Genomic DNA, 20,441 nt, shown 5'->3' on the forward strand with positions numbered 1-20,441 from the left:
ACCCTCTGCTGGCGCGTCAGTCGACGGCGAAGATTTCGATGAGGACGTGGTCGGGCATGCGGATGCCGCGACCGATAAAGGTCTTTTCCCGCAGCCACTGGTGCTTACCCGGCGGGGGGTCGAACACCGGCGAACTGCGGAAGTAATAGGCGGACGGATCGACCCGTTCGCCGCGGGCGATACGGTCGGTGACGTCCTGGCTGGCGACGCGGACACCCGGATTGTGGATGCCGATGACGGTGCCGTCGGCAGCCTTCAGGAAATAGCGGGCCTCCACCCGCGTAAACCCGCCGGGATAGATGGTCTGCCAGTCCCCACCGCCGGTCAGCACCGTGCCGGTCAGCCGCGCGCCGGTGATGGTGCCGCCGGTGATCGGGATGAACCGACGCCGCCCGCCGTCGATCTCCCCCTGCTCGACCGGCGGAGCGATCTCGACACGCACCGTGAAGACGGGCGTCAGGCGTGGCGCGACCGGAGCGTCCGCGCCCACGACCGATGCGACGGTCGCGACACCGGCAAGGATCATGGGGAGGATCGACATCGCGGCCGCCCCGATCAGATCGGATAATGGCCGGGCTGGGTCTCGATCGTGATCCAGCGCAGTTCGGTGAAGGCGTCGATCCCGGCCTTGCCGCCGAAGCGGCCATAGCCCGACGCCTTCACGCCGCCGAACGGCATTTGGGCCTCGTCATGGACGGTCGGCCCGTTGACGTGACAGATGCCCGACTTGATGCGCTTGGCAACGCCCAGGCCCCGCGCGGTGTCGCGGGTGAAGACCGATGCCGACAGACCGTATTCGGTGTCGTTGGCGAGTTCGATCGCATGATCCTCGTCGCGGGCGCGGATGATGCCGACGACGGGGCCGAAGCTCTCGTCGCGGAACAGCTTCATCTCGGGGGTGACCTTGTCGATGACGTGCGCGGGCATCAGCACGCCGTTCGCGTCACCGCCGTTGACCTGCACTGCGCCCGCACCGACCGCATCCTCGATCAGCGAGCGGACATGATCGACCGTCTTCTGGTCGACCACCGCGCCGAGCGGCGTCTTGCCCTCGCGCGGATCGCCGACCGGCATCGTCCCCACCTTCGCTGCGAACTTCTCGACGAAGGCATCGGCGACGGCATCGACGACGATAATCCGTTCGGTCGACATGCAGATCTGGCCCTGGTTCATGAACGCCCCGAATGCCGCGGCCTTGACCGCTTCGTCGAGATCGGCGTCCTCCAGGACGATCAGCGGCGCTTTGCCGCCCAGTTCCAGGAGCACCGGCTTCAGATGTTCGGCGGCGCGCTTGGCGATGATCCGCCCGACATGCGTCGACCCGGTGAAGTTGATGCGGCGGATGTGCGGGTTGTCGATCAGCGCGCCGACGACGTTGCCCGCATCCTGTGGCGCGTTGGTAACGATCGAGACGGCACCCGCCGGCAGCGCCTCGGCAAAGGCTTCGGCGATCAGGCTGTGGGTACGCGGGCACTGCTCGCTCGCCTTGAGCACCACGGTGTTGCCGCAGGCCAGCGGCACCGCGACCGCGCGGACGCCCAGGATGATCGGCGCGTTCCACGGCGCGATGCCCAGCATCACGCCGACCGGCTCACGCAGCGCCATGGCGATGCAGCCGGGCTTTTCGGAGGGAATGACCTCGCCGCCGATCTGCGTCGTCAGCGCCGCCGCCTCGCGGACCATGCCGACCGCCAGCATCAGGTTGAAACGCGCCCACCCCTCGGTCGCGCCGATTTCACCCATCATCGCCTCGACGAACTGGTCGGCCTTCGCGGCAAGCGCGTCCGCCGCCTTGGTCAGCGCGGCGCGGCGGGCGTTGGGACCAAGCGCCGACCATGCGGGAAACGCAGCGGCGGCGGCCTCGACCGCGGTATCGGCCTCGGCCGGGCCGAACGCGGCGGCGGTCGTCGCGACCTCGCCCGTCACCGGATTGATGCGATCGAATGTCTTGTCGGACGCCATCGGGTCGCTCTCCTTTTGTTATGTCTTATAGCCTAATTCGAGTCGTTCGGATCGTCAATCGGCCAATTGCGCGGCGGGTCGGCTTCTCATCATGATCAGCGCCACGGCGGCGATCAGCGACCCGATTCCCATCAGCACCGCGACAGTCTGCAACCCGTAGCCGGCCGCGAACAGGAAGCCCGCCACCGCCGGGGCAAGCGCCGATCCGCCACGGCCCACGCCGATGACGAAGCCCGTCGCCGTCGCACGGACGCCGGTCGGAAAGCTCTGGGCGATCAGCGCATAGAGGCCGACGACGCCGGCGTTGGTCGCGAACCCGGCACAGGCGGCGACGATCGACAGCCCGGCCAGGTCGCTTTGCGCGCGGCCGAAGACGACGACGAGCGCAGTCGACAGCAGCATCGCGGTGATCGTCAGCGCGAGCAGGCGGATACGCCCGGTCAGCAGCCCGAGGATCAGCGACCCCGTGGCTCCGCCGATGCTGGCCCACACCAGGACGCCGGCGGCCTGTGGCGGCGGGAAGCCCATGTCGACGACGATCTTCGGGATCCATTTCAGGATGAAGTAGAAGGTCATGATGTGGGCGAGGTACGCAAGCGTCAGCAAGACGGTCGTTCGCACCAGAGCCGGGGAAAACAGCGCAACGACAGGTGCCTTGGCGGCCGCCGACTGCGGCTCGGCATCGGGCAGCGCGTCCACGGGCGCGTGGCCCATACGCCGCAGGGTCGCATTGATCCGTTCGAGCGCGCCGGGGGGGCGCTTGTGCATCAGAAACGCGACCGATTCGGGCGCGCGCCACAGCACCAGCGGGACAAACAGCGCGCTGCAGATCGCACCGAACACGAACACCGCGCGCCAGTCGTAGTGCGCGAGCAGTACCGCCGACACCGATCCGCCGACGATCGTCCCGACCGGATAGCCGGCCGCCATCAGCACGACCGCGAGCGAGCGATGCCGGGCATTCGCGGCTTCCGCCACTGCGGCGTTGGTCGACGCGAGCATCCCGCCGATGCCGAGGCCGGTAAGCACGCGCCAGACCGACAGCGTGACCACGTCGTGCGCGGTCGCCGCACCCAGCATCCCCGCGGTCATCATGCCCAGACAGCCAAGGATCGTCGCCCGCCGCCCGATGCGATCGGCGACACCGCCCAGGAACAGCGACCCGATCGCCATGCCGATCAATTCCATCGACAGCACGATCCCCAGCGCAGCGCGGTCGATGCCCCAGTCGGCGGCAATGCCGGGGGAGGCGAAGCTGATCGAAAGGACGTCGAATCCGTCGAGCGCGTTCAGCCCGACCATCGTCGCGACGATGCCCCATTGGAACCGCGACATCGGTTCCCGATCGATCACAGCACGCGGATCCTGGGCCACCCGTACCTCTCCAGCTTATTGTTATAGGACTGAACATATACCGGGATCGTTGCGCGCGGCAACCGGCATTGCGCGACGGTGCTCCGCCGCCTAGGAGCCGTACGTAACACCTACAAAGTCAGGAGAGCCCTGCGATGCCCACCCCGCCGTTCCGCGCCGACCATGTCGGCAGCTTCCTGCGTCCCAAGGCACTGATCGACGCGCGCGAAGCGTTCCGAGCAGGCACCATCGACGCTGCAGCCCTGCGCGCGGCCGAGGACGAGGCGATCCGCGGCGTGGTGCGGTTCCAGGAGGATCTGGGGCTTCAGGCCATCACCGACGGGGAGTTTCGCCGGACCTATTTCCATACCGACTTCCTGCTGCAGCTGGACGGCGTCGACGAAGCCGGCGGGACGCAGGTGAAGTTCCACCAGCATGGCGGCAAGGAGCTGGAATATGCTCCACCGGTCATGAAGATCACCGGCAAGATCGGTCATGCGAAGGACATCCAGCGCGCGGATTACGAGTTTCTGGCGTCCTGCACCGCGCGCACGCCCAAGGTGACGATCCCGTCGCCGACGATGCTGCACTTCCGCGGCGGGCGCGACGCGATCGATGCGACCGCCTACCCGAATCTCGAGGATTTCTATGCCGACCTCGCCGCCGCCTATCGCGCCGAGATCGCCAGCCTGGCGGATGCGGGGTGTCGTTACCTCCAGCTCGACGATACCAACCTTGCCTATCTGTGTGACGACACGCAGCGCGAGAATGCGCGGAAGCGGGGCATGGCCCCTGACGAACTGCCACGCCTTTATGCCCGCCTGATCAACGAATCGATCCGCGACCGGCCGGACGACATGGTCGTGTGCGTCCATCTGTGCCGCGGCAATTTCCGGTCGTCGTGGGCGGCGGAGGGCGGCTACGAACCCGTCGCCGAAGTGCTGTTCAACGAACTGGCGATCGACGGCTATTTCCTCGAATATGACGATCCGCGTTCGGGCGACTTCGCACCCTTGCGCTTCCTGCCCAAGGGCAAGACGGTCGTCCTCGGCCTCGTCACGACGAAGCTCGGCGAGATGGAAAGCGCGGACGACGTGAAGCGCCGGATCGATGAAGCCGCGCAGTTCGCGCCGCTCGACCAGCTCGCGCTGTCCCCTCAGTGCGGCTTCTCGTTGACGGTTCACGGCAACGACATTCAGGTCGAGCAGCAGGCCGCGAAGATGCGCCTGGTGATCGACGTGGCCCACGACGTGTGGGGCGCGTAACGCCCCGGGGGAAGCCGCTCAGGCAGAGCTCGCCGAAGCGCCGACCATGGTATCGGTGCGCCCGGCTGGCTCTGCAGAGAGCGGCTTCGCTGTAGAGGCTGACCGTGCGCCTGCACTGGCGACGTTGCCCCTGGGTCGGGCGTCACACCGCGCATCTGCGGCGGCGACTATCGGGTCACACCGAATGCAGGCCCGGCTTGCCCCGCTCGGCGGCAAAGGACGCGTATGTCGAGAGCCGCCCCTCCGGTGTCGTCACCGTGTCCACTATCTTGAGATCGCCGCGGAACTGGTCGCGGGTGACGTCGCAAAGCACATAGCCGCGCCGGTCCGTCATCGCCTTGATCGCCGGCGTCTCGGCCCGCACGCGCTTCGTGAAATCGTCGTCATCGCCCACGCCGTCGGCGCCCGACGTAACCGAGGTCGCCAGAAACTCGCTCGACGCGATGCGGCCGTCGTCGAGGATCAGGTCGCCGGTGTAATGGCGGTGCGCGTCGCCAGAGACCGTCATCACATTGCCCGGGCAGCGATCGGCGATGTGGGTCAGCAACCGGCGCTGGCTGTGCATATAGCCAGTCCACTGGTCCATCGAGGCAACGGGCTGCGCTTCCCCGGGTTTGATATAATGCATACTCATTAGCCGGACCTGCTGTGCAATCAGGTTCCAGCGCGTGTCCGAACTCGCCAAGCCGTCGAACAGCCAGGCTTCCTGTCGATCGCCAAGCATGGTGCGCTGGGGCGAGAAGACGTCCGGACCCTGCACGAGGTCGCCGTCGCCCTGCGCCTGGTCGGAGCGATACTGACGCGTATCGAGGAAGAAGCCGCGCATAAGGTCGCCGAACCGGGCGTCGCGGAACATTTGCATGTGCCCGCCCGACGGCAACGAACGTAGGCGGAGCGGCATGTGTTCGTAATAGGCCTGCATCGCCATCGCGCGGCGCATCATAAACAGCGCAGGCGGCGTCCCGTCCTGATCGTGATCGCCTGCCCAATTGTTGTCGATCTCATGGTCGTCGAAGCTGACGAACCAGGGCGCTGCGGCATGTGCGGCCTGCAAATCCCTATCGGCCTTATATTGCGCGTAGCGCCGGCGATAATCGACGATGGACTGGATTTCCTCGCCGACATGACGACGGATCGGGGTAACCACCCGCCCACCGATCCGCCGCGGCTGCGGACCGCGGTCACCGCCTTCGTAGATATAATCTCCGTAGTGGAAGACGAAGTCGATCGGTTCCTCGGCGATACGGCGCCATACGGTGTAGAACCCCTCCTCGTAATGCTGGCATCCCGCCACCGCGAAGCGTAACCGGTCGAGCCGCGCGCCGGGCGCCGTCAACGTCGCGCTCCGGCCGACCCCGCTGCGGCGCCCGCCGCAGGTGAAGCGATACCAATAGGGCCGCCCCGGTGCCAGGCCAGCCACCTCGACATGGACCGAATGCGCCAGTTCGGGATGGGCGATGGCCACCCCCGATTGCGCCACACGGCGAAAATCGGGATCGGCGGCGACCTCCCATGTCACGGTGACGGGCGCCGGGAACATGCCGCCATCGATCGCCATCGGTTCGGGCGCGAGCCGCGTCCAGATCACGAAGCCGGTCGCATCGGGATCGCCCGATGCTACGCCCAGCGTGAACGGATCGGCGGCAAAGCCCGGCGCATCGATCAGGTTGCGCTGCGCGAGCGCCGCGGTGCCGCCGCCCAGCCACAGGATCGGCAGGGCTGCAAGGACCCGCCGGCGGTCGATCTGGCTCATTCCTCCCCTCCCCGGATCAACGCAGGATGACGTGCAAGAACGCCGACCGACCGTAGTAATCGATCTGGCTGACCGAATTCAGGCGTTCGCCGATCGCCATTGTCGGCTTCGAATTGAACACATTGGCCAGCTCATACTTGAGCGTCACTCGCTTGCCGACCACGTGCCACAGCGCGGCGTTGACGACGGTCAGCGGCATGCGCGCCGAGTCGTCCTGCGGCAGCGCGCCGATCCCGCGCAATGCGGTCGTACGGTGCGAGACGGTGGTGCTGAACGCACCGTCGATGGCCGGCAGCTGCACCTTCACGCCGCCGTTGGCGATGAAGTTCGGCTGGTACATCAGCCGGTCGATCGTCCGCGTCCCGCTGTCGGTCGCGACGCGCATCGACCCGCTCAGCACGGTCGCATTGAAGAACGGATCGAACCGGACGCCGAGCAACTCTACGTCGCGCTTCGAGATCTGGAATTCGATGCCGTAGAGTCGCGAGCTCTCGGCGTTCATCGGCTCCCGGACGCTCGTCACGCCGTTCGGGCCCTGCTGCACCGACCGCAACAGGAAGATGTCGTCCTTGATCCGCTTGGCAAAGGCCGTCAGTCCGATGATGCCGTCGCCGCCGAGATAGCGTTCGATGCCGATATCGAAATTGTCCGACTGTCGCGGGCGCAAATCGATGTTCCCACGGCTGATGACGCAGTCGGTGTCGCCGTCGTCATCCAACCCGCAGGTGACGCTTTCGACCCGCGCTATGTCGCCCGGCACCGGCCGGCCGAGCGTGCGGCTGTACGACGCCCGTAGCCGCAGGTTCTGGTCGAAGTCGTGAATACCGTGAAGCGAGGGGAGCAGAAATGCATAGCCGCCGCCACGCCGGCGCAGGCCCGCCTGCAACACGCCGTTCGCCTGATACGGCTGATAAGCATCGAAATCGACCAGGTCGTACCGTAGCCCGGCGATGATCTTCGAAGCGGCACCCAGCCCGTAGTGGAACGAAACATACGGTGTCCACAACCGCTCGACATAGCGATAGTCGCTGATCGTCCGTTGCGTTGCGCTGGATGCGGCATCGACGGTCAACGTCGGCAACAGCTCGGCGCGGAGCTTCTGATAGTTGATGAACGGGAAGCTGATCGGCGATCCGATCGGACGATAGTGGGGGTCGTAGAGATAGGCATCCACATTCGCGCCGGTGCGGTAGATTGTGACATCGAGGTCGCGGTCGAGATCGAGGCGGCGAAATTCCATGCCCAGCGCGAGGCCCGCCCCCCGGTCACGCGGGCCGGTATTGCGGGCGTAATCCAGGCGAACGTTGCTGAGCGTTTCGGTCGCCGAGTGATCCGACATCTGCGCACCGCTCAACCGGTATCCGGTGGTGAAGCCGATGTTGGGATTGCTAACGCCGGTCGCGCGCGGGATTACCTCGCCGTCGTCGTCGCCGGCTTCCCAGTCGAGCGTTACCCCCGTCGGAAATACGCGCGCGACCAACGACGGCTGCTGGTTGTCGAACAACGCCTTGGTGTAGCCAGCACGCAACTGCAGCGAGGACACATCGTCGGCCCAACCCAGGCTCGCAATGCCCCCCAGCGTCTTCTTGTCCCAATTATCGAAGCGATAGCGGGTATACAGGCTGTTGGCGCTCGAGCGGCCACCGGTCGGCGTGGTGCCCAAGATAGTGCGGGCGGTAAAGATGTCGTTCTTATTCATCGACGACGATTCCCACATGCGGAATCCGAAGCCGAGCAAAGCGGCGCGGACGTTTGGGGCGACCTGCCATTCCAGCTTCGCGCTGCCACCCGCCGTCTGCAGCCGATTGGTATAGCTGCCGAAACTATGGTCGCCCGGCACGATCCGCCCGTCCCAGCCGGGCGTATCCGGCCCGGCCAAATTCTTGCCGCTGCGGTCGAAATAGGTCTTCACGACCTGCCACCATTTGCCCGAATTCCGCACCCGGCTCTGGTAACGGCCGGTCAGCGTCAGGCCGAACTGCCCGTCGCTGCCGAAGCGGTTGGAATAGACGCCCTTGAACCCGCCGCCCCAGTGTCGCCAGCTCTTTTCCGCGGCGAACCGACCGTCGGGACCGGCCAGGCCAGAATAGATGCCGAACGCATCCAGAGACAGATACCGACGGCGAAGATCCAGGGCACTGCGCGTCACGAGATTGACAACCCCGCCGATGGCCCCACCGTCCTGTTCAGCGGTGAACGTCTTGTAGATGTCGGTGCGCTGCGCAAGTTCCGCCGGGATGATCTGCAGGTTGATCTGGCGTGACCCTTCGCCGTCGTTGCCGATCGTCGCCAGCGTGATGCCGTCGATCTTCGTCTGATTCAGGTCCGGCGCGATACCGCGAATGATGACGAAACGCGGTGAATCGCCCTCGTCCTCGGTCGTCACGCCCGGCAGCAGCCGCAATTGTTCGGCGACACCGCCGTCCGGCGCCAGCGACGCGACGTCGTCATAGGGAATGGTGTCGACGGTCGCGACCTGCTGCGACTTCACGGCGACGATGCTCTTCTTGCTTGTCACGATGACGTCGGTCCGCGCCGCATTCGGCCCGTCCGACTGGTCCTTGTCCGATGCGAACGCCGGAGCCACGCCCATGATGGACACGACGGCCGCGCCAGCCAACCGCGCAACGCCGCGCGACGAAACTTTGATGAACACGAAAAATCCCCCGCCCTGAGAGGTGGCCGCTTGCGGCCACGCGAATGGCCTCTCCTGTGAATGCGGGACGATGCTGCGGCCGACGCCCGACCGCACCCCGCTTGGCGATGAGCCTGCTAGGCAGTCGACATGACGGCGGTGTGCCAGTTTGCGGTCGGGCCGATGACGGCATCAAAACAGTCTTGTGACACCTCTTAGGATGCCTGTTGCAGTTTTCAGGGGAGTCACGGAACGCAACGCGGACGTCGCGTCGCTGACGCATGCCGCCGACGCCGTTACGCCGACGAATGCTGCATCGATCGCATCGCCGACATGTGCCGGCGACGTCAGCTCAGAGGTAGAGCGGCTGCAAGAACAAGTGGACGCTGTTGCGCTCGCGCGGATCACCGGAGAGGTTTCCGCGGATGGCGTCGGCTACCGGGCCAGGTGCGCCAAGGTCACCGTGTGCCGATGACGCACCGGCACAGGGCCGATCGCGAAAGGCATCCCGATTCCCAGCTCGACGTACGGCCTATCCGGCGGACCTCGTGACGCGGTTGAGGAAGTCGAGGAAGGTCGCCTTCTCGAGATCGGTGAAGCCGGTGAGCAGCTCATCTTCACAGGTGTCGAGCCGCTGCGTACAGTCCTCGAGCAGGGCCGCGCCGCGGGGCGTGACCGTCAGCGCGAAGGCGCGGCGATCGATCGGATCGGTGTCCCGCACGATCAGTCCGGCGTCGACCAGTTCGGTGATGAACGCGACCATGTTCGCGGGCTTGATACCAAGGAGGCGGCCCGCGGCACCTTGATTGACCCCCGGGTTTACCGCGACGACGGACAGGATCCCGATCAGGATCTGCCGCATTCCGGTTCCCTCGACAGCGTGCGTGAAGTCGGCGGAGAAAATCGCGGCGGCGCGGCGCAAATTGTAGCCGATGCGTTGGCTCACGACCCCGATGTCGTGGCTCGGTTCTTCCATCACGATATACCCTATCGGCCGCGCTCGCGGAAATAGAGCTGCATATATATAGTTGATTTTACGCCACGTCCATCGCTCTGCGGCGACCGACGTGGCAGCCTGCCGTGACAGATCTAGCGGTGAAAAACCCCGTACATGCGATCCAACGCGGCATCGAACAGCGGACGCTCCTCTGCGCTCAGCTGGGCCAACACCTCGGCCTCGACGCCGAGCATGATCGCAAACAGTTCGTCGAGGATCTTCTCGCCCGCAGGCTCGATCGTCAGCGAGTGGCGGCGGCGATCGACGGTCGAACGCGTCCGCCGTGCCCATCCCCGTCGTTCGAGGTCGTCGACGATCTGCACGGTGATCGATTTGTCCAAACCGACCGTGCTGGATAGCTCCTGCTGGGAGATGCCGGGATTGGCTTCGATCAGCGCCAGCGACGAGAACAGACCGGCCCGGATGCCATAGTCGGTCGTCGCCGCCGCGAAACCCGCCGACAGCTGGTTCTGCACACGGCGCATGCGAAAGCCGACATAGTCCCCCAGCCGTCCGAGCCGAAGCCGGCTGGGCGCATCGCCGTTGCTCGTCTTGCTGTCGTCCCGTTGCCCCGCCACTCGCCCCGCTTCCCACCAAAATGAAGTTGTTGACAGATTGTTGAATTTATCTACTGTTTTGCAGAACAAGAGTACTAGACGGGCCGGTGTGCAGTCTGTCAATCAAAAGGGAGGGGTCGTGTCCGACGCAATCGTCGATGCTGCAGCGGTGCAGGGTGACGAAGCGCGTGCGACCCGCCCGACGGGACCCGCGGGCAAGATCGCCTTCGCCATCGGCGCGACCGGCCTGATGCTCGCCATGGCGGCGGACGGCATCGCCGTCCTGGGGCGGCACACCGGCTTCCCGTTGCTCGGCGCGATCGAGATCGTGCAGGCCGCTATCGCCTTGATCGCCACCTCGGCGATGGTCAGCGTGACGCTGGCACGCAGCCATGCCGCGGTCCATATCCTGACCGAACGTCTGCGCCCGACGTGGCGCCTGAGGCTTGCGATCCTGGCCAATGTGCTGGCGGCGATCACCGTCGGATTGCTGGTGGCAGGCTCGATCCTGCTGCTGGTCGACCTGTGGGGCGGGTTCGAGCGGTCGGAACTGCTGCACGTTCCCTTGCGCTGGCTGCGCGTGCTGATGGTCGTCGCCCTGTTGCTGGTGGCCGGCATTTTCGTTCGGCACGCCGTGACAGGGGCAGAGCATGACGCCTGAGCTGATCGGCCTGATCGGCATCCTCGGCCTGCTCGTCCTCCTGACGTTGGGCGTGCCGATCGGGGTCAGCCTGGCCCTGACCGGCATCGTCGGCATCGCGGTCATGATTTCGCCCGAAGCGGCGCTGGCGAAGGCAGGCGTCGTCGTGTTCGAGGTCGCGACGAAGTACGAACTGGGCGTGCTGCCGCTGTTCCTGCTGATGGCGCATCTGTGCTTCGCGGCGGGGGCCAGCCGGGATTTCTTCGACGTGGCGGCGCGGTTCGTCGGGCATCGCCGCGGCGGCCTGGGACTGGCGTCGATCGCGGGCTGTGCCGGGTTCGGCGCGATCAGCGGGTCCAGCCTGGCGACGGTGGCGACGGTCGGCTCGGCCGCGCTGCCGGAAATGCGGCGCGCGGGCTATAGTCCCGGCTTTGCGGCAGGGGCGCTGGCGGCGGGCGGCACGCTGGGGGCGCTGATCCCGCCATCGGGTGCGCTCATCGTCTTCGGCATCATCGCCGAACAGTCGATCGGCAAGCTGTTCGTCGCAGCCGTCGTGCCGGGCTTCACCCAGGCGCTGTTCTACATGGTCGCCATCGGGGTCCTGTGTGCGCTGCGTCCCGACCTCGGCCCACCCTCGGAGCGGGTACCCTGGGCATACCGCATGCGCGGGCTGCTGGGGATCGCCGACATCATCCTGCTGGTCACCTTCGTCATCGGCGGGCTGATGATCGGCTGGTTCACGCCGACCGAAGCCGCCTCGGTCGGGGTCGTCGCCGCCTTTCTGCTGTGCGCGGTCCGAGGCGCCTTCAACCGCACGGCGATCGGCGAAGCCTTTGCCAAGACGCTGTCGACGACGGGGATGATCTACCTGATCATCTTCGGGGCGATCCTGTTCGCCACCTTCATCAGCGTGACCGGTATCGCCGACCTGATGTCACAGACGGTGCGCGACCTGCATGCGAGCCCCGCGCTCGCGATCATCGCGATGGCGGTCCTGTTGCTCGTCCTCGGTTCCTTTCTCGACGGCCTGGCACTGATGCTGCTGACGACGCCGATCTTCCTGCCGATCGCGATGGAGCTCGGCTACAGCCCGATCTGGTTCGGCATCTTCCTGGTCCGCACGATGGAGATCGGTTTCGTCCATCCCCCGCTCGGGCTGAACGTCTATGTCATCCAGGCGATCGGAAAGGATATCCCGCTCAGCGCGATCTTCCGCGGCATCGTTCCGTTCCTGGTCGCCGATTTCGTCCACCTCGCCATGCTGATCGCCTTCCCGCTGGTCACGTTGTGGCTTCCCAGCGTGACCGCCGGCTGATGCGCATCCTCCCGATCCTCGCGGCGCTGCTGCTGGCCGGCTGTTCCGCCGCGCCGGCGCCGAAGGCCGATTATGTGCTGACCTATGCCAGCCCCTATCCGCCGAGCCATCCGTTCGGTCTGGCGGACCAGGAATGGATGCGCTGGGTAACTGCCAAGAGCGGCGGGCGAATCGCCTTCAAGCCCTATTGGTCGGGCGCGCTGCTGTCGTCGGACATGAGCATGGAAGAGATCCGCCACGGCATCGCCGATATCGGCCTGATCACGCCCATCTACTCGCGCGGCGGCGCGCATCTGCTGCGCGGTCAGGCAGCCTTCTATGGTGGGGTGCGCGACATTCCCGATCAGGTTGCGGTCTATGATTGCCTCGCCGCGCGTTTCCCACAGTTCGGCCGCGAGACCGAAGGGTTGCACGTGCTGGCGGTCCAGGGTGGCAATTTTCCCGGCATCCTGACGCGCACCCGCCCGGTGCGCACGCTCGCCGACCTGCGGGGCTTGCGGCTGCGCGCGCAGAGCGACGCGATCGACATTCTGAGGCAGCTCGGCGCCGACCCGGTGAACATGCCGATGGGCGAAGTCTATTCCGCGCTGGCCAAGGGCGTCATCGACGGCGTCGTCGCGCCCGCCGACACGATCCGCAGCCTGCATTTCGCCGAAGTCGCCCGGCACTTCACCGCGCTGCGCTTCAGCCGCGGCGCCTATCCGGCCCGCGCCATGTCCGATCGCGCCTGGCGCCGCCTGCCCGCAGACCTTCAGGCCGTATTGGCGGCAGGCAAGCCGGTGTGGGAAGGTGCGCTCAATACGCAGTTGCTGAAGGCCGAAGCCGCCGGCCTCGACTATGGCCGGCGAGAGGGCATTCGCTTCTACGCCCTGCCCGTGCAGGAGCAGCGCGCGTTCGACGCGCTCTATAACAAGGACGCCCGCGCCCAGGCCGTGCGTCTGCGATCCGTCGGTATCGACGCGCTGCCGATCTACGAGGCCGCACAGCGCCTGATTGCGGCCGGACCCATCCAATGTTCGAAGGAGGACGCGCGATGAGCGCCCCGCTCGCCGGCGTGAAGGTCGCCGATTTCTCCTGGGTCGGCGCCGGCCCGCGTGCGACGAAGGACCTCGCCGATCTTGGTGCGACCGTCATCAAGATCGAATCGCGCAAGCGCCTGGACCTGGGCCGTTTGAGCCCGCCGTTCGCCGGCGGAAAGCGCGATCCCGACGCATCGACCTTCTTCGCGATCACCAACACCAGCAAACAGGGAGTGACGATCAACCTGGGCGATCCGCGCGGGGTGGAGGTCGCCAAGCAGCTGGTCGCCTGGGCCGACATCGTCGTCGAGAATTTCAGTCACGGCTACATGGACCGCATCGGCCTGTCGTTCGACACGCTGCGGGCGATCAAGCCCGACATCATCCAGGTAAGCGTCAGTGTCGCGGGACGCACCGGTCCGCTGGGGACGATGCGCGGCTATGGCAATTCGGCGGGCGCGCTGTCGGGGATGGCGGCATTGTCGGGCTGGGAGGACCGCGGGCCGCACATGCCACCGTTCGCGTACGGCGATGTCGTGGCGCCGATGTTTGCGACCGTCGCGATGCTCGCCGCGCTCGAGCATCGCCGCAGGACTGGCGAGGGACAGCTTATCGACATCAGCCAGGTCGAGCCGCTGGTCCATGTCATGGCCGATGTCTTTGCGGAGCGACAAGCCGGCAAGTCGGAAAAACCCGGCAATCGCGACGCCGGGATGGCGCCGCACGGGGCCTATCCGGCGCGCGGACACGACCAGTGGGTTGCGATCGCGGTGCGCGACGATAGCGACTGGGCGCGGCTCGCCGAACTCGCGGCGATCGACGATCCCCGTTTCGCGACGCTCGCCGGACGCAAGGGCGCGGAGGAGGCGCTGGATGCTGCGCTGTCGGCATGGACGCGCGGGCAGGACAAGCATGTGCTGGCCGACCGCCTGTCCGCCGCCGGCATCCCGGCCGAACCGGTCGCGGACGGACGCGACGTCTTTACCGACCCCGAGCTGATCGAGCGCGGCCACTTTCGCCCGATCGCTCATTCCAAGCTCGGCGCCTGTGACATGCCGGCGCCACCCCTGCGCTTTTCCGAAAGCACGATCGCGGTCGGTCCACCGCCCAATCTGGGCGAACATAATCACGCCGTGTTCGTCGACCTGCTCGGTATGGACGCCGATGAGGTTCGCGAGCTTGTCGAGACGGGGGCGCTCGCATGACGGGGATGCTGTCGCACCTGATCGTCTTAGACCTGACGACGGGACTTGGCGAAATGGCCGGGCGGATGCTCGCCGAACTCGGCGCCGATGTGGTCCGCCCGACGCCGGGTGTGCCCGCCTGGACGCACGGTAGCCGACAGGTGTCGGCGGAGGAGGCCGATGCTCTGCTCGGCCGCGCCGATATCGTGTTCCGCAACGCCGGCCGCGATCACGACGCGCTCGCCGTGGCCAACCCGGCGCTGATCGACGTGGTCGTCGCTCCGTTCCTGCCCGGTGGGCCGAACGAGGGCCGGCCCGAAACCGATCTGACGCTGATGGCGCGATCGGGGCTGATGACGATCGTAGGCGATCCCGACCGCGCACCACTGACCCTGCCGGGGCGGCAGGCCTATGCGCTGGCCGGCATCCAGGCGGTGATCGGCGCGCTGACTGCGCTGCATGCGCGTGCCGCCACGGGGCGCGGACAGCTGGTCGAAGTCTCGGCCTATCAGGCGGCGGTGCTCGCCAATTACCGCGAGCCGCTGACCTATGGCTGGACGGGACGTGTCGGCGGCCGGACCGGCAATCTGCTGATCCGCGGAAAGTCTGGCGTACGCCAGATCTGGCCGTGCGCAGACGGGTGGGTGACCTGGGCGCTGGTCGACAATCCGCCGATGATGCGCGGCATGGTCAAGGTTCTGGGCGACACGGCCGGACCGCTCGGCGCAGTCGATTGGGACGCGGTGCTCGTCGCCGACCTGCCGCGCGAGACCCTGCTGGACTGGGAAGCGATCGTCGAGAGGTTCTTCCTGCGCCACACGCGCGCCGAACTGGGGCGTATGTCGACCGAGAACGGCCTGGGGCTGTCGTGGATCGATACGCCGGAGGACGCGCTGGCGAGCGAGCATCTGCATGCGCGCGGTCTCTGGCGCGACGTCGACGGGATGACGTTGCCGGGCCCCTTGTGGGTGTCGTCGCTGGGGGACGCTTCATGAACGCGCTTCGCGGACTGACGGTCGTCGATTTCAGCAAGTTCCTGCCCGGCCCCTATTGCACCTGGCTGCTCGCCGAACTGGGTGCCGGGGTGATCCGCATCGAGAATCCGCGCGAACTGGCCAAGCAGCGCAAGGTGTTCGGCTGGGATAAACTGTCGGAGGAAGAGAACGCCCGGCTACGCGCCCGCGACGTCTTCGCCCGCGGCAAGAAGAGCGTGCTGATAGACCCCGGCAGCGAGGATGGTCGCGCAGCGATCCACAGGCTGATCGCCGACGCCGATGTGCTGGTCGAGGATTATCGCCCCGGCGTGATGGCCGACATGGGCTATGGCTGGCCCGAGATGGCGGCACTCAACCCGCGGCTCGTCTATTGCTCGGTCACGCTATGCGGCCAGACAGGCCCCTATGCGCGCCGCCCCGGGCATGATCCGGTAGCGTTGGCGATCGCGGGCGCATTGTCGCGCATGGGGGAGGATCCCGAGCGTCCCGCCTTCCCCGGCGTCCCCGTCGCCGATCTATTGAGCGGATCGAATGCGGTCATCGGCATTCTCGGCGCCCTGCTTGCCCGCACGACGACGGGACGCGGCCAGCATGTCGACATCGCGATGTCCGACGCCTCGCTGCCGCTGGTCGCCAACGTCCTTTCGCGCAACGTCGATCTCGCCCACGCGCCGCCCAAGGGCATGCACCGTGCCGACAGTGGCATCTGGCGGACCGCCGACGGCCTGTACGTCGTGACCACCGACATGGAGCCGCGCTATTGGCGCTTGTTCGTCGAAGCGATCGGCTTGCCCGATTTGGCCGACCGCCAGATGGATCGCGCCGCCTGGCCCGAAATGAAGGCGCGCATCGCCGAGCGGATCGCGACCCGGCCGCGCGACGAATGGCTTGACCTCTTCGCCCGCGCCGGCACGCAATATGCCCCGGTCCTGACCATCGCCGAAGCGCTCGACGACCCGCACAACGTGGCGCGTGGCATGGCGATCGACGTCGCGCTGCCCGGCGGCGGCACTGCCCGCCAGATCGGCAGCCCGGTCCGGCTGGGCGACACCGCCCCTGCCCGCGCGGCCTCCGCACCCGGCGCCGATACGCGCGCGGTTCTGGCCGCGCTTGGCTATTCCGATTCCCAGATCACCGCCCTCGAAGGAAGACTCTCTTGACCGAACAGCACCGCCAACGGCCGCTCGAGGGCCTGCGCGTGATCGACCTGACGCGGGCGCTGGCCGGCCCCTACGCGACCCTGCTGCTGGCGGGCCTTGGTGCGGAAGTCATCAAGGTCGAGGACCCGCGCGGCGGCGATCTGGCACGCGACAACAGCCCCTATGTCGGACGCGATGGGATCACCGTCGAAAAGGTGCACGACGACGACCTGTCGGTGTCGCATCTGACGCGCGCACGCGGCAAGCTGGGTGTGTCACTCAACCTGAAAGCGCCGGGCGCAACGGGCGTCTTCCTCGACCTCGTGCGCAGCGCCGACATCGTCGTCGAGAATTTCACCGCCGGCACCGCCGATCGCCTGGGCATCGGCTATGCCGCGGCCAAGGCCGCCAATCCACGCATCATCTATTGCTCGCTGTCCGGCTTCGGCGCGACCGCGCCGGAGGGCGGCAAGGCGATGGACATCATCATCCAGGCCCTGTCCGGCGCGATGTATGCCAGCGGCGAGGCCGACGCGCCGCCCGTGCGCATCGGCATCCCGATCGCCGACATGCTGGCGCCGGTGTTCTCGGTCATCGGCATCCTGTCGGCCCTCGAACAGCGGCATCGTACCGGGGTTGGCCAGCATATCGACGTGTCGATGCTGGGAGCGCTGACCAGTTTCGTCGCGATCGAGAATTGGTCGGCGATGGCGGCGGCAGGCATGCAGGCCAGGACCGGGCTGACCGTTCAGCGCCTGTCGCCGTTCGGCGTGTTCGAATGCCGCGACGGGTTCATCGCGCTCGTCGCGGTGCACGAGAAACTGGCGCAGGGTCTGTTCCGCGCGATGAACCGTCCGGAACTCGCCGGCGATCCCCGCTTCGCCACGCGGGATGCGCGCGTCGCCAACGCTGCACTGCTGGAGGCGAACATCACGGCCTGGTCGTGCGGGCTGTCGGTCGCCGATGCGGTGGCGCGGCTCGAGGCGGAGGGCGTTCCCGTCGCCCCCGTGCGGCACCCCGATGAAGCGCTGCTCGACCCGCGCGTCATCGAACGGCGCGAGGCCGTGCCGGTCGCCCATCCCTCCTATGAGGCCGACATCGACTTGCGGACGGCGGGCGTGCCGATCGTCTTCTCGGACGCCGACACCGGGTTCGACGACGTCCTGCCGATCAGGATCGGCGAGCATAACGACCATGTGCTCGGCGAGACGCTGGGATATTCGCCCGAACGCATCGGTGAATTGCGTACCCAGGGCGTGATTTGATGACAGATGAGGCCGATGCGCTGATCCGGCTGATCGACGCGTGCGACGATCCGGGCGCGGTCGCCGACACCCTGCGCGCCCGGGGGCACCGGGTAATCCGCGTGCTCGGCCAGGATGCGCCCTATGCCCTCATCCGAGCGGCCGGTCTCGCCCCGGTGCGAATGGTGCCGCGACCGGGTGCGACGCCGCAAGCGGATGCCCTGGTCGGGGGCGGCGCGCTCAGCCAGCGCGGACGCTCGCTTCTGCAGCAGATCGCCGCCGATGACAGCGGCGACCCGTTGCTCTTTACGCATGCCGACAGCGACCTGCCGCAGCTGTTCGCGACCATCCGCGACCTGATGCGGACCGGCGATGTGCCGAGGCGGCCGATCCATATGCTGGACCTGGCGCATCTGCCGCGCGGCTCGAGCCGGACCTATAATCTCCACCGCCTCGACCAGCTCGACGATTGGCTCGAACGGATCGGCGGCGCGCGCGGCGCGGCGCGATTGCCCGATCAGGCGGCGATCGAGCACGACCGCGCTCGGCTGATCCACGGACTGACCGGCGTTGCCCGCCTTGCCGCGATCGGCGCCGCCTATGCGCTCGAACCCGGCGACTGGGCCGCTCTCATCGCCGCGGTGCGTTCGGGTACCGAGCCGGTGGGCACTCCGGTTTTCGTGCTCGGTTCGTCGCAATATTCGACGACGCGACAACGCGACCTGGCGGCGCGCGGGCTCGACACGGTCGGCGACGATCAGGATTGGGGGGATCCCCTGGTGGAGAGCTGGGCAGACAGCCCTGCCACGATCGATGCGCTTGCCGAACCGACACGTCTGACACCGCGAATGCTGGTGCGGACGCCCGATCGACTTGCCCGCATCGTGGGGCGAATGCAGGCGCTGCGTGTCGACCGCGCGGTCATCGTGCAATCGGAAGGGGACGAAGCCGCGGCATGGGACGCCGGCTATTTCGATCGCGGGCTTGCCGCACAGGGTTTTGCCGTCGAGCGGATCGGCAAGGCGGCGGTCGTAGCAGAGCCGGCCGCTGCGCCCCGCCCCGCCCCGTCGCCATCGGGTCGCCGGAGCCGCAAGTCGCTCGCTTCGCTCGCCAGCTTCGGGGCGTATCAGCGCGAGTGGTTCCAGCAGGTCCGTACAGAGGTCGCCGCCGGCGCGCCGCTGGCGGTCGTCAACGCCAACTCCCCACAGGAAATCCTTCGGGCGATGGGCGTGCCGTTCGTCGTCAATCAATGGTGGGCGTCGATCGCCGCAGCGAAACAGCAATCAGGCCGCTATTTCGACCTGCTGACGAAGCACGGTTATCCGAGCGATGCCGAGGCGTACAGCGCCCAGGGACTTGCCGCGGCGTTCGACGACGATGCCACGCAGGCCCCGTGGGGCGGACTGCCGCGGCCGCGCTTCGTCCAGGCCGTGCTCGGCACCGACGCGACGCCGCGCATCTTCGACCATTGGGCGCGCGAGACGGGCGCCGACCTGTTCCTGTTCGAACGCAGCATCGAATCGCGCATCGATTTTCCGATCGACTGGTGGGACAGCCTGCAGGACCGCTGGGACGCGACGCTGGAGCCCGAACGGCTGGACCTGATGGTTGCCGAGCTGCGCACCCTGATCGAGCGGATCGAAGCGGTCAGCGATCGCCGCTTCGATCCCGAACGGTTCGTGGAGATCCTGAACCTCGTCAACGAACAGGAAGATTATTACCGGCGCACCCGCGATCTTATCGCCGGCGCGCATCCGGCACCGGTATCGATCAGCGACACGATGCCGGCAACGATGGTGCCACAGTGGCACCGCGGCACGGTGTGGGCGCGCGACGCGGCAAAAGCGTTCCACGACGAGGTGGCGGCGCGGCATGCAGCGGGCGAAGCGGCGTGTCCGAACGAGCGCCTGCGGCTGATGTGGGTCGGCCGCGGCATGTGGAGCGACATGGGCTTCTATCAGCGCTGGGAGGAAAGCCACGGCGCGGTCTTCGTCTGGTCGATGTACCTCGCGCTTGCCGCCGACGGCTACATCCGCCGCGCAGCTCCGGGACAGGATCCGATGCGCGCGCTTGCTGCCCGGTTCGTTACCATGGGTGATGAGTTGCGCATGCCGACCTGGGCGGGAGCGTGGCACGTCCGCGAAGCGGAGAGCCACGCTGTCGATGGCGCGATCGCACTGTCGGACGCCGATCCGTTCGTCCTGCGCGCGCTGCGTCAGGCGGGGGTGCCGGTGCTCGCACTCGACCTCGACAACTATAATCGCGAAGCCAGCGACGCCGCCGCGATCGATCGGCGGATCGAGGATTTCCTGACCGGCGACGTCACCCGCTATCGCGCGCGGCGCTGACGACTTGCATGGCCGCGTGAAGGGGAGCGACCAGA

General features: G+C 67.0%; 16 protein-coding genes. 9 read left to right on the top strand and 7 right to left on the bottom strand.

Annotated features, from left to right (window positions below):
- Positions 1 to 16: 16 nt before the first annotated feature.
- The 3 genes from JW805_11805 to JW805_11815 are packed head-to-tail and all read right to left on the bottom strand — an operon-like array spanning position 17 to position 3,315.
- Complete coding sequence (locus JW805_11805) at positions 17 to 541, bottom strand: DUF3237 domain-containing protein (GenBank protein MBN2972701.1); 525 nt, start codon at positions 539 to 541, stop codon at positions 17 to 19.
- Positions 542 to 555: 14 nt separating this feature from the next.
- Positions 556 to 1,962 carry an aldehyde dehydrogenase gene (locus tag JW805_11810; protein MBN2972702.1) on the bottom strand — a complete coding sequence of 469 codons (1,407 nt, stop codon included), beginning with the start codon at positions 1,960 to 1,962 and terminating at the stop codon, positions 556 to 558.
- Positions 1,963 to 2,016: 54 nt separating this feature from the next.
- A complete protein-coding gene (locus tag JW805_11815) occupies positions 2,017 to 3,315 on the bottom strand; it encodes an MFS transporter (protein MBN2972703.1) in 1,299 nt (432 codons plus the stop codon).
- Between the two features lie 155 nt (positions 3,316 to 3,470).
- On the opposite strand from JW805_11815, the gene JW805_11820 reads away from it, so the two are divergent.
- Positions 3,471 to 4,580 (top strand): 5-methyltetrahydropteroyltriglutamate--homocysteine S-methyltransferase, encoded by a 1,110-nt coding sequence (locus JW805_11820; GenBank protein ID MBN2972704.1) that lies wholly within the window; start codon positions 3,471 to 3,473, stop codon positions 4,578 to 4,580.
- 175 nt (positions 4,581 to 4,755) lie between these two features.
- Here the strand turns inward: JW805_11820 and JW805_11825 are convergent, their stop codons facing one another.
- From JW805_11825 to JW805_11840, 4 genes are all read right to left on the bottom strand, one after another.
- A complete protein-coding gene (locus JW805_11825) occupies positions 4,756 to 6,333 on the bottom strand; it encodes an alkaline phosphatase D family protein (protein ID MBN2972705.1) in 1,578 nt (525 codons plus the stop codon).
- Between the two features lie 16 nt (positions 6,334 to 6,349).
- Positions 6,350 to 8,989, bottom strand: a complete 2,640-nt coding sequence (locus JW805_11830) for an outer membrane beta-barrel protein (protein ID MBN2972706.1) — start codon at positions 8,987 to 8,989, stop codon at positions 6,350 to 6,352.
- 511 nt (positions 8,990 to 9,500) lie between these two features.
- Complete coding sequence (locus JW805_11835) at positions 9,501 to 9,944, bottom strand: MarR family transcriptional regulator (protein ID MBN2972707.1); 444 nt, start codon at positions 9,942 to 9,944, stop codon at positions 9,501 to 9,503.
- 113 nt (positions 9,945 to 10,057) lie between these two features.
- Positions 10,058 to 10,543 (bottom strand): MarR family transcriptional regulator, encoded by a 486-nt coding sequence (locus JW805_11840; protein MBN2972708.1) that lies wholly within the window; start codon positions 10,541 to 10,543, stop codon positions 10,058 to 10,060.
- Positions 10,544 to 10,661: 118 nt separating this feature from the next.
- Between JW805_11840 and JW805_11845 the strand changes: the two genes are divergently transcribed.
- From JW805_11845 to JW805_11880, 8 genes are read left to right on the top strand one after another with little or no spacing between them, the layout of a single operon-like run.
- The gene (locus JW805_11845; protein ID MBN2972709.1) at positions 10,662 to 11,183 is read left to right on the top strand and encodes a TRAP transporter small permease subunit; all 522 of its coding nucleotides are present in this window, start codon (positions 10,662 to 10,664) and stop codon (positions 11,181 to 11,183) included.
- On the top strand, positions 11,173 to 12,477 hold the full coding sequence (locus JW805_11850; protein ID MBN2972710.1) for a TRAP transporter large permease: 1,305 nt from the start codon (positions 11,173 to 11,175) through the stop codon (positions 12,475 to 12,477). Before JW805_11845 ends, JW805_11850 begins: the two co-directional genes overlap by 11 nt.
- Positions 12,477 to 13,514 (top strand): TRAP transporter substrate-binding protein DctP, encoded by a 1,038-nt coding sequence (gene dctP / locus JW805_11855; protein ID MBN2972711.1) that lies wholly within the window; start codon positions 12,477 to 12,479, stop codon positions 13,512 to 13,514. Before JW805_11850 ends, dctP begins: the two co-directional genes overlap by 1 nt.
- On the top strand, positions 13,511 to 14,701 hold the full coding sequence (locus JW805_11860) for a CoA transferase (protein MBN2972712.1): 1,191 nt from the start codon (positions 13,511 to 13,513) through the stop codon (positions 14,699 to 14,701). Before dctP ends, JW805_11860 begins: the two co-directional genes overlap by 4 nt.
- Positions 14,698 to 15,675 carry a CoA transferase gene (locus JW805_11865; GenBank protein MBN2972713.1) on the top strand — a complete coding sequence of 326 codons (978 nt, stop codon included), beginning with the start codon at positions 14,698 to 14,700 and terminating at the stop codon, positions 15,673 to 15,675. The genes JW805_11860 and JW805_11865 overlap by 4 nt, the downstream gene beginning before the upstream one ends.
- Positions 15,672 to 16,835, top strand: a complete 1,164-nt coding sequence (locus JW805_11870; GenBank protein MBN2972714.1) for a CoA transferase — start codon at positions 15,672 to 15,674, stop codon at positions 16,833 to 16,835. The genes JW805_11865 and JW805_11870 overlap by 4 nt, the downstream gene beginning before the upstream one ends.
- Positions 16,832 to 18,079 (top strand): CoA transferase, encoded by a 1,248-nt coding sequence (locus JW805_11875; GenBank protein MBN2972715.1) that lies wholly within the window; start codon positions 16,832 to 16,834, stop codon positions 18,077 to 18,079. Before JW805_11870 ends, JW805_11875 begins: the two co-directional genes overlap by 4 nt.
- Complete coding sequence (locus JW805_11880) at positions 18,079 to 20,406, top strand: 2-hydroxyacyl-CoA dehydratase (protein MBN2972716.1); 2,328 nt, start codon at positions 18,079 to 18,081, stop codon at positions 20,404 to 20,406. The genes JW805_11875 and JW805_11880 overlap by 1 nt, the downstream gene beginning before the upstream one ends.
- Positions 20,407 to 20,441 lie beyond the last annotated feature (35 nt).

It is taken from the genome of Roseomonas aeriglobus, assembly GCA_016937575.1.
Classification (GTDB): domain Bacteria; phylum Pseudomonadota; class Alphaproteobacteria; order Sphingomonadales; family Sphingomonadaceae; genus Sphingomonas; species Sphingomonas aerigloba.